This is a genomic window from Microseira wollei NIES-4236, from assembly GCF_020521235.1.
Taxonomy (GTDB): Bacteria; Cyanobacteriota; Cyanobacteriia; order Cyanobacteriales; family Aerosakkonemataceae; genus Microseira; species Microseira wollei.
On record NZ_BLAY01000064.1, the window covers coordinates 1 to 15569 of the forward strand.

General features: G+C 46.5%; 14 protein-coding genes and 2 pseudogenes. 13 read left to right on the forward strand and 3 right to left on the reverse strand.

Features of this window, described 5'->3' with window-relative positions:
• From MiSe_RS20935 to MiSe_RS20950, 4 genes are all read left to right on the forward strand, one after another.
• The coding region (locus tag MiSe_RS20935) for a Uma2 family endonuclease (RefSeq protein WP_226584599.1) at nt 1-211 on the forward strand (211 nt) is incomplete at its 5' end.
• Between the two features lie 601 nt (nt 212-812).
• Complete coding sequence (locus tag MiSe_RS20940) at nt 813-1463, forward strand: CPBP family intramembrane glutamic endopeptidase (protein WP_226584602.1); 651 nt, start codon at nt 813-815, stop codon at nt 1461-1463.
• A gap of 175 nt (nt 1464-1638) precedes the next feature.
• On the forward strand, nt 1639-3132 hold the full coding sequence (gltD, locus tag MiSe_RS20945) for a glutamate synthase small subunit (RefSeq protein WP_226584605.1): 1494 nt from the start codon (nt 1639-1641) through the stop codon (nt 3130-3132).
• A gap of 1039 nt (nt 3133-4171) precedes the next feature.
• The gene (locus tag MiSe_RS20950) at nt 4172-8227 is read left to right on the forward strand and encodes a GAF domain-containing protein (protein ID WP_226584608.1); all 4056 of its coding nucleotides are present in this window, start codon (nt 4172-4174) and stop codon (nt 8225-8227) included.
• 273 nt (nt 8228-8500) lie between these two features.
• Here MiSe_RS20950 and MiSe_RS20955 read toward each other — a convergent pair whose 3' ends face one another.
• Nucleotides 8501-9916: an amidohydrolase gene (locus tag MiSe_RS20955; protein ID WP_226584611.1), complete on the reverse strand. Its 1416-nt coding sequence runs from the start codon at nt 9914-9916 to the stop codon at nt 8501-8503.
• Between the two features lie 103 nt (nt 9917-10019).
• On the opposite strand from MiSe_RS20955, the gene MiSe_RS20960 reads away from it, so the two are divergent.
• On the forward strand, nt 10020-10223 hold the full coding sequence (locus MiSe_RS20960) for a hydrogenase maturation nickel metallochaperone HypA (protein WP_226584614.1): 204 nt from the start codon (nt 10020-10022) through the stop codon (nt 10221-10223).
• Nucleotides 10224-10240: 17 nt separating this feature from the next.
• Here the strand turns inward: MiSe_RS20960 and MiSe_RS20965 are convergent, their stop codons facing one another.
• Complete coding sequence (locus MiSe_RS20965) at nt 10241-10636, reverse strand: GFA family protein (protein ID WP_226584617.1); 396 nt, start codon at nt 10634-10636, stop codon at nt 10241-10243.
• Nucleotides 10637-10730: 94 nt separating this feature from the next.
• Here MiSe_RS20965 and MiSe_RS20970 point away from each other — a divergent pair, with 94 nt between their 5' ends.
• The 3 genes and pseudogenes from MiSe_RS20970 to MiSe_RS20980 all read left to right on the forward strand — a co-directional run.
• A complete protein-coding gene (locus MiSe_RS20970; protein ID WP_226584620.1) occupies nt 10731-11507 on the forward strand; it encodes a cysteine hydrolase family protein in 777 nt (258 codons plus the stop codon).
• Between the two features lie 89 nt (nt 11508-11596).
• Nucleotides 11597-12055 (forward strand): cupin domain-containing protein, encoded by a 459-nt coding sequence (locus tag MiSe_RS20975; protein WP_226584622.1) that lies wholly within the window; start codon nt 11597-11599, stop codon nt 12053-12055.
• A 26-nt stretch (nt 12056-12081) separates the two neighbouring features.
• Nucleotides 12082-12294: pseudogene (locus MiSe_RS20980) on the forward strand (CocE/NonD family hydrolase); the annotation flags it as partial.
• Between the two features lie 82 nt (nt 12295-12376).
• Here MiSe_RS20980 and MiSe_RS53920 read toward each other — a convergent pair.
• Nucleotides 12377-12785: pseudogene (locus MiSe_RS53920) on the reverse strand (helix-turn-helix domain-containing protein); the annotation flags it as partial.
• Nucleotides 12786-12829: 44 nt separating this feature from the next.
• On the opposite strand from MiSe_RS53920, the gene MiSe_RS20990 reads away from it, so the two are divergent.
• The 5 genes from MiSe_RS20990 to MiSe_RS21010 all read left to right on the forward strand — a co-directional run bounded on the left by MiSe_RS20990 (nt 12830) and on the right by MiSe_RS21010 (nt 15383).
• The gene (locus tag MiSe_RS20990; protein WP_226584623.1) at nt 12830-13048 is read left to right on the forward strand and encodes a hypothetical protein; all 219 of its coding nucleotides are present in this window, start codon (nt 12830-12832) and stop codon (nt 13046-13048) included.
• 213 nt (nt 13049-13261) lie between these two features.
• Nucleotides 13262-13525 carry a hypothetical protein gene (locus MiSe_RS20995; RefSeq protein ID WP_226584625.1) on the forward strand — a complete coding sequence of 88 codons (264 nt, stop codon included), beginning with the start codon at nt 13262-13264 and terminating at the stop codon, nt 13523-13525.
• Nucleotides 13526-13541: 16 nt separating this feature from the next.
• Nucleotides 13542-13766 carry a ferredoxin family protein gene (locus MiSe_RS21000; protein WP_226584627.1) on the forward strand — a complete coding sequence of 75 codons (225 nt, stop codon included), beginning with the start codon at nt 13542-13544 and terminating at the stop codon, nt 13764-13766.
• A gap of 75 nt (nt 13767-13841) precedes the next feature.
• Entirely contained in the window at nt 13842-14570 is a 729-nt protein-coding gene (locus tag MiSe_RS21005) for an ABC transporter ATP-binding protein (RefSeq protein WP_226584629.1), read from the forward strand.
• 312 nt (nt 14571-14882) lie between these two features.
• The gene (locus tag MiSe_RS21010) at nt 14883-15383 is read left to right on the forward strand and encodes a M67 family metallopeptidase (RefSeq protein ID WP_226584631.1); all 501 of its coding nucleotides are present in this window, start codon (nt 14883-14885) and stop codon (nt 15381-15383) included.
• The last annotated feature ends 186 nt before the right edge of the window (nt 15384-15569 follow it).

The window sequence follows — 15569 nt, forward strand, 5'->3', positions numbered from 1 at the left end:
TCAATTACCCCGTTTGCAGGAGAAAGTACAGCAAGCGATCGCTTTGGGTGTCAAAGTGGGATTGCTGATCGATCCTGATGGGCAAACTGTGACGATGTATCGCCCTGATGGTGCAGTCACGACACTGGGCGATCGCGATGTGTTAACCGTGCCAGAGTTACTCCCCGGTTGGGAACTTCCTGTTTCAAATCTTTGGTCGCCGATGTTCTAATGCACCCATTTTAATGAGGATTTGCCGAAAACTCGCCATCTACTCAAGAGAGGGGAATGGCCTATGCTTTCAGGATGCCCAAAGTCTCTCTGGGAACGAGAATGACTGCAGGAATTACTGAAATCAGAAAGCGAAGGGGTAAACTGAGATAGCTTTCAGCCGAAACGCTTGCGGAAAATACTAAAATATATGCGCGAATTACTGAAATGAGAAAGCTCAGGGGCTTGATGAGAAAGCAGATTGCCATTTGGCTGGCGGAAAATACTAAAATATATGCGCGAATTACTGAAATGAGAAAGCTCAGGGGCTTGCTCAGAAAGTAAATTGCCATTTGGCTGGCGGAAAATACCAAAATATATGCGCGAATTACTAAAATGAGAAAGCAAACAGGCTTGATGAGAAAGTAAATTGCCTGTGTGAGTATTGCCAGCTCGTTATAGTGCTTTGAGGCTTTATGATTCGGGTACCAGCAGCGGTGCGTTACGGCTACCGCCTAACGCACCCTACAACTTATAAATCGAACGATTAGAACGATGCCCCGTGACTCAAAGCGTGCTATGCCAAAGCAGGAAAACCAAAGCGATTAGGAGGCTGGGAGCGATTGAATTTTTTGCCATCGGTTTTGGGGCTGAGTATTGCGCTGGCAGGTCCAATTCTGTTAGTCAGTCCAGCAAACAGAATACTAGGCGCTAGGGAACGATTGCTGACGAAAGTAATCGAGCAACTGTTTCTTTGGTTACTTGTAGGTTTAGTGCTGACAATCTTGATTGTTTGGGAGAAGCAGTCTCTTACTTCGATCGGTTTGCGATTCCAGTGGCAATCTTTCATGTGGGGGCTGCTTGTGGCGGGCGTACTCATTTTCTTGGTGTCGCCTGTTTTAATCTGGATGCTCAAAAAGATGCAGCTGAACGGCTTTGAAACAGGTATTGCCCAGCTGAACCAGTTGCCGATTTGGTTTCTGATTTTTGCAGTGATTACGGGTGGAACGGCGGAGGAAATTCTTTACCGAGGTTACGCGATCGCACGGCTATCCTTATTTGTCGGTTACGGGTGGGCAGGATTGATTGCGTTAACCGCGTTCGCAATCGTGCATCTGCCACTTTGGGGTTGGGGTTCGGTACTGACGTTCTTCATCTCCGGTAGCTTATTCACGGGGTTTTACCTTCTGAGCCATGACCTACTTGCTTGCATTGTTGCCCATATCGTCACAGACTCGATTGGTTTGATCGTTGCACCCAGGCGAAGAGCATAATACACTGGCCCAGATTCACAAGAAACTATCGCAAATTAGCCGGGAAGCAGGATACGAACTACCAACAATTTCTCCGCCAGTCGCTGCTAAAGTTAAAGATTTCTGTGACTTTTGAGCCCTGACAAGGCTGCTGGCTCTAGAATTCAAAGTCCAGGTATCGACACCAGACAAGATTATGGGCAAACCAACTGGCTTTATCGAATTCTTGCGCGAGTTGCCGTCGGAAATATCGCCTAGCGATCGCATCCGCAATTGGGACGAGTTCCACCTGCACATGCCGGAGGAAAAACTCCGCACCCAAGGCGCGCGCTGCATGGACTGCGGCATCCCATTTTGCCACACGGGGACGCTCATCAGTGGCATGGCAAGCGGCTGTCCGATTAATAATCTGATTCCGGAATGGAACGACCTCGTTTATCGCGGACTCTGGAAAGAAGCGCTAGATCGCTTGCACAAAACCAACAATTTCCCCGAATTTACCGGGCGCGTCTGTCCCGCACCCTGCGAGGGTTCTTGCGTGCTGGGTATAAACAACCCACCCGTGACGATTAAAAATATCGAGTACTCAATCGCCGAAAAAGGCTTCGATGAAGGCTGGATCGCACCAGAAATGCCCCAAAAGCGCACGGGGAAAAAGGTCGCGGTTATCGGATCAGGTCCGGCGGGACTGGCGGCGGCGGCACAACTCAACCGCGCTGGTCATTGGGTGACTGTATTTGAACGCGCCGACCGTCCGGGTGGTCTGCTGATGTACGGCATTCCCAACATGAAGTTGGATAAGGAACAAGTTGTTTTGCGTCGCCTCAACGTCCTTGAGGAAGAAGGCGTAAAATTCGTCTGCAATACCGAAGTTGGGAAAGATTTACCCGCCGAACAACTGCTCTTAGAATTCGATGCCGTACTGCTTTGCACGGGTGCAACTAAGCCGCGGGATCTTCCGGTTGAAGGGCGGGATTTAAAGGGCATCCACTTCGCGATGGAATTCCTCACCGCCAATACAAAAGCAATTTTAGACAAAAATGTAGAGACGTTACATGTAACGTCTCTACATGCCGCCGGAAAAGATGTCGTGATTATCGGCGGTGGCGATACGGGGACGGACTGCGTGGGTACGTCGATTCGCCACGGCTGCAAGAGTTTGGTGCAAGTGGAAATTTTGCCCAAACCTCCCGCAGAACGCGCTGCGGACAATCCCTGGCCCGAATGGCCTAAAGTTTACAAGATGGACTACGGACAGGAAGAAGCCGCCGCCCTGTTTGGCGACGACCCCCGCGTCTATACCACCACGGCGACCAAGTTTGAAGGCGACGAAAGCGGACATGTCAAAGCCGTCCACACGGTGCAAGTGCAGTGGGAGAAAAACGAAAAAGGACAATTTATACCGAAGCACGTCCCCGGTACTGAAAAAGTTATACCTGCACAGTTAGTCTTGCTGGCGATGGGTTTCCTCGGCCCGGAACAACCTTTGCTCGATGCTCTCGGATTGGAACGGGATGCACGCAGCAATGTCAAAGCAGAGCATGGTAAATTTGCTACCAGCATTCCCGGTGTATTTGCGGCTGGGGACTGCCGTCGCGGACAAAGCCTCGTTGTGTGGGCGATTAACGAAGGACGGGGAGCGGCGCGGGAATGCGATCGCTATCTGATGGGGAATACCGACCTGCCTTAATAATTGCTAATTGCTAATTGCTCATTGCTAATTGTGCCAGAGAAGCTTACGATCGGTAGGCATTTTTTCTGAGATTAGCTATTAGCCTCGTTCCCACGGCTCTGCCTGGTAGCCTCGTTCCCACGGCTCTGCCTGGGAACGCTATTAGCCGCAGGTTTGAGATGAATATGAAATCGCGTACATTTTGTCAAGGAGTGAATGTACTTAAATAACTGGTGAGCGATCGCCAGCGTCAAAAGGTGGAGGGGAAATACAAGTTAAAATTGCCTTTCCCCTCCCCATTTTTTAGCCAATGGTAAAATCCTGTCGTTGAACGCACCCGTATGGGATGCAGCAAAATTTGTTGTTCTTTGCTACTAACGCTTGTTGCTAGTTATCTTTTTAGGGCCCAAGACAGGCTAATGGCTAATAGCTAATGGCTGGTAGAACCGAAAAATATTCCCATCAGCAATTAGCAAGCTTGCAATGCGAGCAACCCACGATAGTCATAACTAGCAACTTGGGTTACTACAATCAAATTATTGCTCTATAGCGGATCGCAGGCGGATGAGGTACACCTTCGTTTGTATAGCGGCTGCCATTTTTGCTGCCGCTATACAAACAAGCCAAAAGGCTGTACCTAGACGAGCTTGCAATCCGCTGTATATCTTCTCCAGGTAAACGGTTAAATTCCTGCCTAACTGTATTACTAAAAACAATACGGGATTAAGTTGGATAATTTTGTTGATTTTTTAATCAAAAATGGTATTCAATTTTTAGTTTTAATCAATTAAACTGACAAACTTTGCCGGCTGAACTTTAAAATAAAAAGATTTAATTATCAACTCAAAGAAAGCCGCGGCTTTCTAAGGAAAAATTACCCGACAACAAGCTGAGCAAAACTTGTAGATACTGGCTTGTTCAGAGCGTTAAACTGAAAGTGAAGGGCGGTTTTGAGCCAGCTTAAAAAAATAGCAATATAACTCAATATCTATCTCTGGATAGATGGCTGGTTTGAGATATAATGTAACAATTATTACCTGGGTAGGGCTAGAGTTAAATGTGGGAAATCTTAAAAAATCTATTTTCACCGAGTCAGTACATTCCCCACGGTCACTGTTACTTGTGGCAAACTCCACTGGTAGGGCTGCACGTGGTCAGCGACTTGCTGATAGCGATCGCTTATTTCTCGATTCCGGTGATGCTGGTGTACTTCGTCCACAAGCGGAGTGACGTACCCTTCCTCAAAGTATTTGTTTTATTTGGTGCTTTTATCCTGGCTTGCGGTACGGGTCACTTGCTCGACATCTGGACCCTGTGGCATCCTGCTTACTGGGTATCCGGGATCGAGCAAGCGCTTACCGCGTTGGTGTCCTGCTACACGGCGCTAGAAATGGTGGCGCTGCTGCCGCAATTTTTATCGTTACAAACAGCAGATCGACTCGCAGCTATAAATCAGGAATTACAACGGCAGATTGCCGAACGCCAGCAAGCGGAACAAACGTTACAAAGTGTAGTCACGGGGACGGCTGCGGTAATTGGAGAAGAATTTTTCCCAGCTTTAGTGCAGCATCTGGCATCGGCGCTGGAGGTTCGCAATGTTTTTGTAGCAGAAATTACCGGCCCTATGCGGTTAAAAACCCTGGCTTTTTGGTCGGGTGACAAGGCAGAGGATAACTTTGAGTATGACGCAATCGATACTCCGTGCCAACCCGTTGTTGCAGAAGGCAAATTATTTTACTTCCCAGATCGGGTGCAGGAAAGGTTTCCCAAAGCTCTGGGGTTAAAGGCGATGGGTGCCGTATGTTACCTGGGAGTGCCGCTGTTAGACGGAGAGCAGCAGGTAATCGGAGTGCTGTGCATCAATAGCGATCGCCCTTTAAAGCACTCAGACAGCGCCAAGGCGATTATGCAGATATTTGCAGCTAGAGCTGCCGCCGAATTGCAGCGGCAGGCAGCCGAATCTGCCTTGCGCCTCGCCTACGAGGAGTTAGAAATTCGGGTACAAGAACGCACTAGCGAGTTAAGCGCGACTCTGGCGGCGCTACAGACAGAAATTAAAGAAAGAATCGCCGCCGAATCGGCATTGCGAGCCAGCCAAACTCGTCTGAGAAAACAACAAATCGGGTTGCTGAAACTGGCAAAAAGCAATAATTTATACGAAGGTAATTTCAGCACGGCGCTGGCAGAAATTACCAAACTGGCATGTCTTACCCTCAACGTAGAACGGGGGAGCTTGTGGTTTTATAACGATGACAAATCCCAGTTGTACTGTGCGGATTTATACGAACTTTACCTTGACCAACACAGCCTGGGGGCGAAAATTTCTGTAGTGGATTATCCGCAATATTTCCAAGCATTAGAAACCTCGCGAGTGATTGCAGCTCACGATGCGCGTAATGACAAGCGAACGAAAGAACTTGCCGCATCTTATTTGAATGCTTTATCGATAACCTCGATGTTGGATGTACCGATTCAGTTGAAAGGAAAAACGGTGGGGGTGCTGTGTTTAGAACATACAAAAACTGCTAGACGTTGGTCAATTGAATCGCAAAACTTTGCCAGTTATTTAGCGTATATGACAGCACTGGCGATGGAAACGCGCGATCGCCAACGAGCAGAAGCAGCGCTGCGGGACTCGGAACAAATGTACCGGCAAATCCTCGACGCGATTACAGACATGGTACTGGTGAAAGGTCCGCGCTCGCGCATCGTGTGGGGGAACAAAACGTTTCGCGACTATTACGGGATGACGAACGAAGAACTGCGCGATATTATCGATGCTCCGTTTAATGACCCGGATTACACCCAGCAGTACATCAAAGACGATGCCTATGTGTTTAATACGGGTCATACTTTAAGGATCTTAGAAGAGCCGGTGACGCGACATGACGGAGTTGTGGGACAGTTCGACACGATTAAATCGCCGATTTTTAACTCGGAAGGTCAAGTCGTCATGACGGTGGGAGTGTCGCGGGATGCGGCGGAACGCAAGCAAGTCGAGTCAGCATTACGGGAAATCGCCGAAAGAGAGAAAGCGATCGCCAAGATTATTCAAAGAATGCGGCAAACTTTGGATATCGAACAGATATTTGGCGCTACAACGTTTGAATTGCAGCAGGCGTTAGGATGCGATCGCGCCGTCATTTATCGTTTTAATTCCGACTGGAGTGGCGAGTTCGTATCCGAATCCGTCGCATCTGGATGGATACCCCTAATGCAGCGACAAAACAACGAATTCGAGCTAACTGAAACAGCGGTGACCGAATCAACTTGCGCTGTTAAAACATTGGCAAATATTAATAACCCTGTAAAAGACACCGATACTTATTTGCAAGCAACCCAAGGCGGTATTTACAACGAGCGGACGAGTTACCGCTGCGTTCCTGATATTTACTCAGCTAATTTTACGCCTTGTTACCTGGAACTATTAGAGCAATTTCAAGTTATATCCTACATCATCGTACCCATCTTCTGCGGCAATAAACTGTGGGGATTGCTAGCCACTTACCAAAATTCCTCACCCCGCGAATGGACGGACGCGGAAATTAAAATGGTTGTGCAAGTTGGCGAACAATTGGGCGTTGCGATCCAACAAGCCGAATTATTAGCACAAACCCAACAACAGTCAATTGAACTACAAAAAGCCAAGGAAGCCGCCGATAATGCCAACAAAGCTAAAAGCGAATTCCTTGCCAATATGAGCCACGAACTGCGTACCCCCCTCAACGCCATTCTTGGTTTCAGCCAAATACTCAACCGGGAAAAATCCTTAGCCCCCGAACACCAGCAATTTTTAGGCATTATTAATCGCAGCGGCGAGCATTTACTGGAATTGATTAACGATATTCTAGAAATGTCCAAAATCGAGTCAGGGCGAGTTGTGCTAAACGAAAACGACTTTGACCTCTATCGCCTGCTAAATCGTCTCGAAGAAATGCTGCGACTCAAAGCCGAATCCAAAGGCTTACAGCTAACCTTCTCGCGCAGTAATGACGTGACTCAATTTATTAGAACCGACGAAAGTAAACTGCGCCAGGTGTTAATTAACCTGCTGGGTAATGCGATTAAATTTACCGAAAAAGGCAGCGTTACTTTGCGGGTCACCGTTCGCGATCAATCCAATTACCAATTACCCTCGTTCCCTGGATCTGCCTGGGAACGCAATTCCCAATTGTATTTTGAAATAGAAGATACAGGCCCCGGTATCGCCCCTGAAGAAATCGATAAATTATTTAGAGCCTTTGAGCAAACCAAAACAGGTTTGAACTCGAATCAAGGAACGGGTTTGGGTTTATGCATTAGTCAAAAATTCGTGCAATTGATGGGAGGAGAAATTACCGTCAGCAGTCAACCTGGAGAGCGATCGAAGTTTTGCTTTAATATTTTGGCAAGTTCGGTTGAGAACCCTCGATTGGAAACAAACCAGCATATTGTTAAAAAAGTCGTTGGTTTAGCGCCAAACCAACCCAGCTATCGCATTCTTGCGGTAGAAGATAAGCCAAGCAATCGCTTATTGCTAGTGGAATTTCTCACCTCGTTAGGTTTTGAAGTGCGCCAGGCAGAAAACGGAAAAGAAGCGATAGAAATATGGGAAAGTTGGGAACCCCACCTGATTTGTATGGATTGGCGAATGCCAGTAATGGATGGCTATGAAGCAACTAAACGAATTAAATCTCACCCCAAGGGAAGCGAAACAGTCATTATTGTCTTAACTGCCAGTGCGTTTGAAGAAGAACGACAAGTTATCTTATCAGCGGGATGCGACGAATTCGTGCGTAAACCTTTTAAACAAGAGGAACTGCTCTTAGCGATCGCTCAACATCTAGGCGTAAAATATCTCTACGAAGATGAAGCACCCCAGATAGAAACCAAACGGGAAAACAGGCAAAACCTAGAAACAATGCCGAATTCCGACATGGCGCTTCAGATTGCCAAGATGCCAACTAACTGGATGAAACAGCTATACCAAGCAGCAGTCACAGGTAACGATGGGCTGATTTTTCAGCTAATCGATCAAATTCCCGCAGAAAATTGTTCTCTCGCGATTACCTTGACTGACTTAGCTGTAGACTTTCAGTTCGAGCAGATCGTTGGGTTAATGGCTAATGGCTAATGGCTAATGGCTAATGGTTAATGGCTAATTGCTAATGGCTAATGGTTAATGGCTAATGGCTAATGGTTAATGGTTAATGGCTAATGGCTAATTGCTAATGGTTAATGGCTAATGGCTAATGGCTAATTGCTAATGGCTAATGGTTAATTGCCGGAAAAATGCTATAATAGCAACCAGGCAGAAACTCTCCCAATTAGCAATTACCAATTAGCCATTACCAATTAGCCATTACCAATTAGCAATTAGCAATTAGCAATTAGCAATCTCCTACAATTAAACCGAGGATTTATCGGGTAAACCCATGACGGTGCGGTAGCGTTCTTCCATGGGAGAAACACTCGGAAATTGCAGGTTATTATACCATTGGCTGCGGCTAAATAGTTCTTGCCGTAAACCATCGACATTGATAGTTTTAACTTTGCCATCGGCTACAATTTGTTTCCCATCAATCCAAACGCTATGCACCACTTGAGTCGGACGACCTAAAATTAATAATCCAATCGGATCGGTGCGGGGTAGCAAAGATAAATTAGTCAAATTGTAGAGGACTAAATCGGCTTTTTGACCGACGGCGATCGCCCCCAGTTCATCCCCCAGATTCAAACCGATTGCTCCTCCTTTAGAAGCCATTTCCACAGCTTGAAGCGGAGTAATCCAGTGATGATAATCCCGGTCGGTTGTATTGTGCAAAATTGAACCAATTTTAATCGCTTCGAGTAGATCTTGCGAGTCGTTACTCGACGCACCATCACAACCAAAAGTCACGTTTACTCCCGCTTGTCGATATTTTAAAATCGGTGCAATACCGCTTCCCAAACGTAAATTGCTCAAGGGGTTGTGAACGACTGTAGATTGAGTTTGAGCCAAAATTTCAATATCAGAATCGTTCAGCCACACGCAATGGGCGAGGGATGTTTTGTGACTGAGATAGCCAATTTCTTTGAGATGTTCGACGGCGCTACAGCCATATTTTTCTTGGGCTAGTAATTGTTGCGCTAATGTTTCCAACAGGTGTGAATGGCGGCAGAGATCGTAGCGTTCGCTCAATTCAATACATCCTTCAAATAACGCATCTGTTGATAACTGAATTCCCGTAGGTGCTACCAAAATATAAACCCCTTCATCGGGACGATGGAATTGCTTCACCGCCGTTTCGATTAATTCCAACGTCGCTGCTGTTGAGCGAAAATAAGCAGCGTAATTCTTTTCGCTTCCCCCAGAAGGAACCCCCGCCGCGAAAGATTCATCTTGCACCAAAGGCGCGACAAAAGCGCGAATGCCAATTTCCCGATAAGCTTTCACTGCGGCGGCGATCGTTTCTAATTCTTTGCCTGGAATTAACACTAAATGATCGACAACGCTTGTACCGCCAGATAATATTGTTTCTACTGCCGTCCCCAAGGCGCTTAGATAAACTTGCTCTGGATCTAGCGGGGTGATATCGTAAAGTGCAGCCAGCCATAATTCTAAAGGCAGCATGGGAATTAAACCCCGATGCCACATTTCCGAAGAATGGGTATGCGCGTTGATAAAACCGGGAAGTAATAGCTTGTTTTGTCCATCCACTGCGGTACCGACGACTTCTAGATGGGAAGCAATACCACTAATGCGATCGCCTTCGATCTCCACGTCCACCGTTGCGTAACCCTCTGCTTGCGGAATCAGAACATTTTGAATCGTAAAGTTCACAGATTTATCCTTCCCATTACCTGATAAAATTGATTCTCACTAATCATCAACATTTTAATCAGATTTTTTTATGATTTCCCCATCCCACTCTAGAGAAAATCCTATGTCAGAATCTCTCTCCCAACAAGATATCTCCGATCTCCGAGATTGGCAGCAAAAAATTGCCATCGCCAACCACAATAATATTTTCTGCCACTGTCACACTTGTGGCTATGAATGGGTAGATTCCACCTTTGATGCAATTTGTCCCACCTGCGCTAGCAAAAAAGTGGAACGGATCTCGTGCTGGCAGTTCCCTGATGATTGAACCCTCTAAAATTATAATTATTGACGGAAGGATTTTATACTTTCTTCCCAATTAGCGCCATCGAAGGGAATAATTTTAAAGCGAGAGATGACGTCGCCATCGAGACAGCGCAGATTAACGTCGATCTGGTCGGGGTGCGATCGCGGACGATAAAAAGCGTGGATGCCGCAAATCCGGCAGAAATGATGCTTTGCAACACCAGTATTAAACGTGTACGTAGTTAGCACATCTTCACCGCTGAGGAGTGTAAACTGTTCTGGCGGGACGATTAGGTGTAAAAAGCCCTTCTTTTTGCAAATCGAGCAGTTGCAATCATCCGCCTCGTGCTTGTATACAACGACACGAAAGCGCACCGCGCCGCAGTGACATCCGCCTTCATAGGTGACGGGTTCGTTTATTTGGTTATCAGTCATAACTAAAAGATCGGCAGGCAAATGACTGTGACAAATGATAACTGACTAATGTTGCAAGGGTGGGATAAGATGGCATCAAAAATTAGAAACAGCTATGAATCGACCTTTGCATACGCTGGGATTTCCGCCAAACGCTTGGGGAGTTAACGAAGATCTCGCCGACATCACCCGCCCACCCCTAGATGTACGCGCCATCACCTTGCCGACCCAAACCAAGAAGCTGCGCCTCGACTTGGCGAAAGCGGCGATTTTGGTCATCGACATGCAAAACGACTTTTGTCACCCCGATGGTTGGTTGGCGCATATTGGGGTAGACGTGACACCCGCGCGCGAACCGATCGAACCTTTAAAAGCATTATTACCAGAATTGCGGGCGGCAAACGTTCCAGTCATTTGGGTAAACTGGGGCAATCGTCCCGACTTGCTCAATATTAGCCCCGCAGCGCTTCACGTTTACAACCCTACTGGCGTTGGTGTCGGACTCGGCGACCCTTTGCCCAAAAATGGTGCTAAAGTACTCATGGCAGGCAGTTGGGCTGCTGCTGTAGTCGATGAATTAGAACAAAAACCCGAAGATATCCCCATCGATAAATATCGCATGAGCGGATTTTGGGATACACCTTTAGATAGTATCCTGCGGAACTTAGGAAAAACTACTCTATTCTTTGCAGGCGTCAACGCCGACCAGTGCGTAATGACAACGCTGCAAGATGCCAACTTTTTAGGCTATGACTGCATCTTAGTCAAAGATTGCACCGCTACGACTTCGCCAGAGTATTGTTGGTTAGCAACTTTATATAACGTTAAACAATGCTTTGGCTTTGTCGCCGATTCCCAAGCTATCCTGGAAGCAATCAAATCGATTGGGTAATCGGTAATCGGTAATCGGTAATAGGAAAGCAAAAAACCAATTACCAATTACCAATTACCAATTACCAATTACCAATTACCAAAATCCTTATGATTGACTCCCCTCGTTGCGTCATTCCGGATGCGAAAACGCCCAAGCAATACCAAGCGTTTCGCATCAGTCCTAGCGATAGCAATCGTTTGGCGATTGTCTTCGATCCCACAACCGACGATATTTCTTTTACTTTTTGCGTCGAGATCTTTGATCTAGGCGGAAAAACACCGCCAAACCGACATCAGTTTGCGGCAGAAATGTTTTTTATCCTCAAAGGCGAAGGGTTAGCAACTTGCGATGGCAAAACGGTAAAAATTCAAGCCGGAGATAGCATTCTAGTCCCGCCTACGGGGACGCATGTAATCGAAAATACAGGTTATACGCGGTTGTACGCACTAACAGTCATGGTGCCAAACGAAGATTTTGCCGAACTGATTCGCAGGGGCGTACCAGTCGAGTTAGATGAAGAAGATATGGCAGTTTTGTGTCGTTCGGATGCTTTAGTTCCATGTTAAACGTACGTAAAAAATAGACGGTATCGATGGTTACCCGTGACAGTTGGCGGCTGGATGCAGATGTATACCGTCCCGAAGAAGAGGGAAGTTTGCCGGTGTTGTTAATCAGACAACCATATGGGAGAGCGATCGCATCCACCGTAGTCTGGACCCATCCGACTTGGTACGCTTCCCACGGCTATATTGTGGCGATCCAAGACGTCCTCGGACGCGGCACATCCGAAGGCAAATTCGAGTTATCAATGCCAACGTTGCCTTTCCCCAATGTATTTTTAGGTTTGATGAACGGCTTGCCTTCACAGACAAGCTGGGCATAAAACCTCCGATGACAAGGACTTGAATTTTGTTTTTACTGATAATTTTGATTGTCCCTTCTAGGGTAAATGAATCCTTTCGTCCTTTTTTCTGAAATTTTGGCGCACCAGCTTTCTTTTTAAAGCATTTCTGCCCAGCTTCTCCCAGATGCATTAATGCATATTGGGGGGCTGTTGCGTCAAACTTCATAGTACCAAGGATGTTTCGACTTGACTAATGCTACTAGCCATTTATGTAAATCTATGGCACTAGGGAATTTGATTTTATTGTCTGGGTTGTTTTGATTGTGGTCTAGAATGGCTTTGGTTAATCCTCATCCCCAGTTCCAAGCATGACGTGCTACTCCTGCATGTTTCGCCAGCAGTTGAGTCAGAGACTTTTTGAATAGGATTTGAGTTTTAAATCCGAGTAGCACGGTTGGTTTTTTTATGCGCTTCAAAGTAGATTTAAGTATAATTTTTGTGGCTGTTGTTAGATCTGGATTGTCGGATGAGTTTGCTTTGGCGCATGGCTTCTTCAAGGCAAGTGTTGTACATCTGCCGTGCTGCCTCCAACCTGGACAACAAAATGCCCTCAATCGCTGAACTTACTATGAGAGGAAGTTCGGTAACGAATCAGGGCGTTGTCTTGGGCGAAGTTTTTGGCACGTCAAGACTGATTGTTCAACGATTAATTTAGTCTATAATGTATTGACTATATAACTCAAGTTGCTAGTTATCTCTCTCACAGCGGCTAATGGCGTTCCCAGGCGACCGCCTGGGTCACGAGGCTAATGGATCGATTGGTAAAAATCCTTTATTAGCAATTAGCAATTAGCAAGCTTGCAACGCCCTTGTTTATAACTAGCAACTTGCGTTATATACAAAACGAGCGAATAGAATCCCTCTCGTCGTGTTTCATCCCCCGGATAAATCGCGGTTGCGATCCAACTCCCGAAGGTGGATGGTGAATTTGGGCAAGTGCGCTGATGCGGCAGGTGGAATTGTCAGAGAAATTCCAGCCAAGACGATCGTTTCTATGGGAAAAGCAATTTTGATGCGCTTCCAGCAGCACACCTGCACCCCCGCACACCTGCACACCCGCTCCCTCTCTCAGGCAAATCTGTTTAAAATTCTTAATAGGTCAAGCAAGTCTATCTTGTTTGCCGCATCTTAAGGGAGATCAGAACACTGTGGCACACACTATTGTTACCAACACCTGCGAAGGCGTAGCCGACTGCGTTGAAGCTTGTCCGGTTGCTTGCATTCACCCAGGGCCGGGTAAAAATGTTAAAGGGACTGACTGGTATTGGATCGACTTTTCCACTTGTATCGATTGTGGTATATGTCTACAGGTATGCCCTGTAGAAGGGGCAATTGTTCCAGAAGAACGTCCCGATTTGCAAAAGACGCCGTAATGCTAATGGCTAATTGCTAATGGTTAATTGTTGGATATGATTAGCAATTAGCCCATGACCCATCACCCATGACCCATGACCCATGACCCGTTATTACAAGTTGAGGATGTTTACGCCGGGTATGTAAAAGACCTGGATATCCTTCAAGGCGTCAATTTTCGCATCGATGCGGGGGAATTGGTCGCCGTTATTGGCCCTAATGGGGCTGGTAAATCAACTTTGGTTAAAACTATTTTTGGGCTGCTAACTCCCCATAAGGGCAAAATTACTTTTAAAGGCGAGAGTATCGGCGGCTTGAAGCCGAATCAAATTGTCGGGCGGGGGATGTGCTACGTGCCGCAAATCGCTAATGTGTTTCCTTCCCTGACGGTGGAAGAAAATCTGGAAATGGGCGGGTTTATCCGTCAGGACTCAATCCAACCTTTGAAGGAGAAAATTTTTGCTACTTTTCCCGTTTTGCGGAGACGACACCGCCAGCGGGCGGGTACGCTTTCCGGTGGGGAACGTCAGATGCTGGCGATGGGTAGGGCGTTGATGCTGGAACCTTCTTTGCTTTTGTTGGATGAACCTTCGGCGGCTTTGTCTCCTATCCTGGTAACGAGTGTTTTTGAGCAAATCAAAAGCATTAATCAGGCAGGCACTGCGATTATCCTGGTGGAACAAAATGCCCGCAAGGCTTTGGAAATGGCGGATCGGGGTTATGTTTTGGAATCAGGACGCGATCGCTTCACCGCCCCTGGTTCCCAATTACTCAATGACCCCAAGGTCGGCGAACTTTATCTTGGTGTCGGTCAAAGTCATTGAAATGTATCCCTGGCGACTGTTTTTTGATACGCTTGCATGGTACTATATTCATAATGGGATATTTGTAATTTAAAAAAAAATGTACATATTTCCATTATAAAGTAGATGATATAAGCATAAAATAATAATAACGCAAGTTGCTAGTTATAAACTTTGGCGTTGCTAATGGCTAATTGCTAATTGCTAATCTGGGATTTTTACCAATAGATCCATTAGCCATTAGCCATTAGCCGCTCCCAGAGAGATAACTAGCAACTTGAGTTAATATCAGAAAATAGCCAATAAAGATAGGTAGAGAACAAAGAGATTTTTGTGACAATTGAACTCAGTAGGGAGCATCTGCAAGGAATCTGTAGCCATGCTGAAAGCGGTTATCCGCAAGAGTGCTGCGGGTTGCTGTTGGGACTGGTGAGAGGAGATAGTAAAACTGTGGTGGAAGTGCGACCGACTGAAAATGCTTGGGATGAAGAGGCGATGAAGGCATTTCAAGCAATGGAACGCTTGGCGAAGTTGGGGGAAACGAAGCGGGGAAATTATGCGATCGCACCCGCCGATATCCTAAAAGTGCAAAAAGAAGCACGCGATCGCCACCTGGCGATCATCGCCATTTACCATTCCCATCCAGATTGTGCCGCCATGCCATCGGAATTTGACAGACAAGTCGCTTGGCAGGAATACTCGTATATCATCGTTTCCGTCTGTTCTGGGAAAGCAGTAGATGTGACCAGCTGGCGTCTAGACGACGACCGAAAGTTTCAGAGCGAGCAAATATCGGTGATTGACCAATTAGAAAACTATTCTAAAAATAGGTAAGAGAGCGGGGCAGTTTAGGTGTAATATATTTAGTCCTGACTCCGCACCAATGCTATCAACCAAACAGTGAACACTAGACAACTAGCACATTCACTGGATAGGTAGCCTAAGCTAAGTCCTATATGGACTACGTTAAGACGGTCATGACACCTCTAGGTGCTTTCCAGCTTAGAGCTGCTGTCGTTA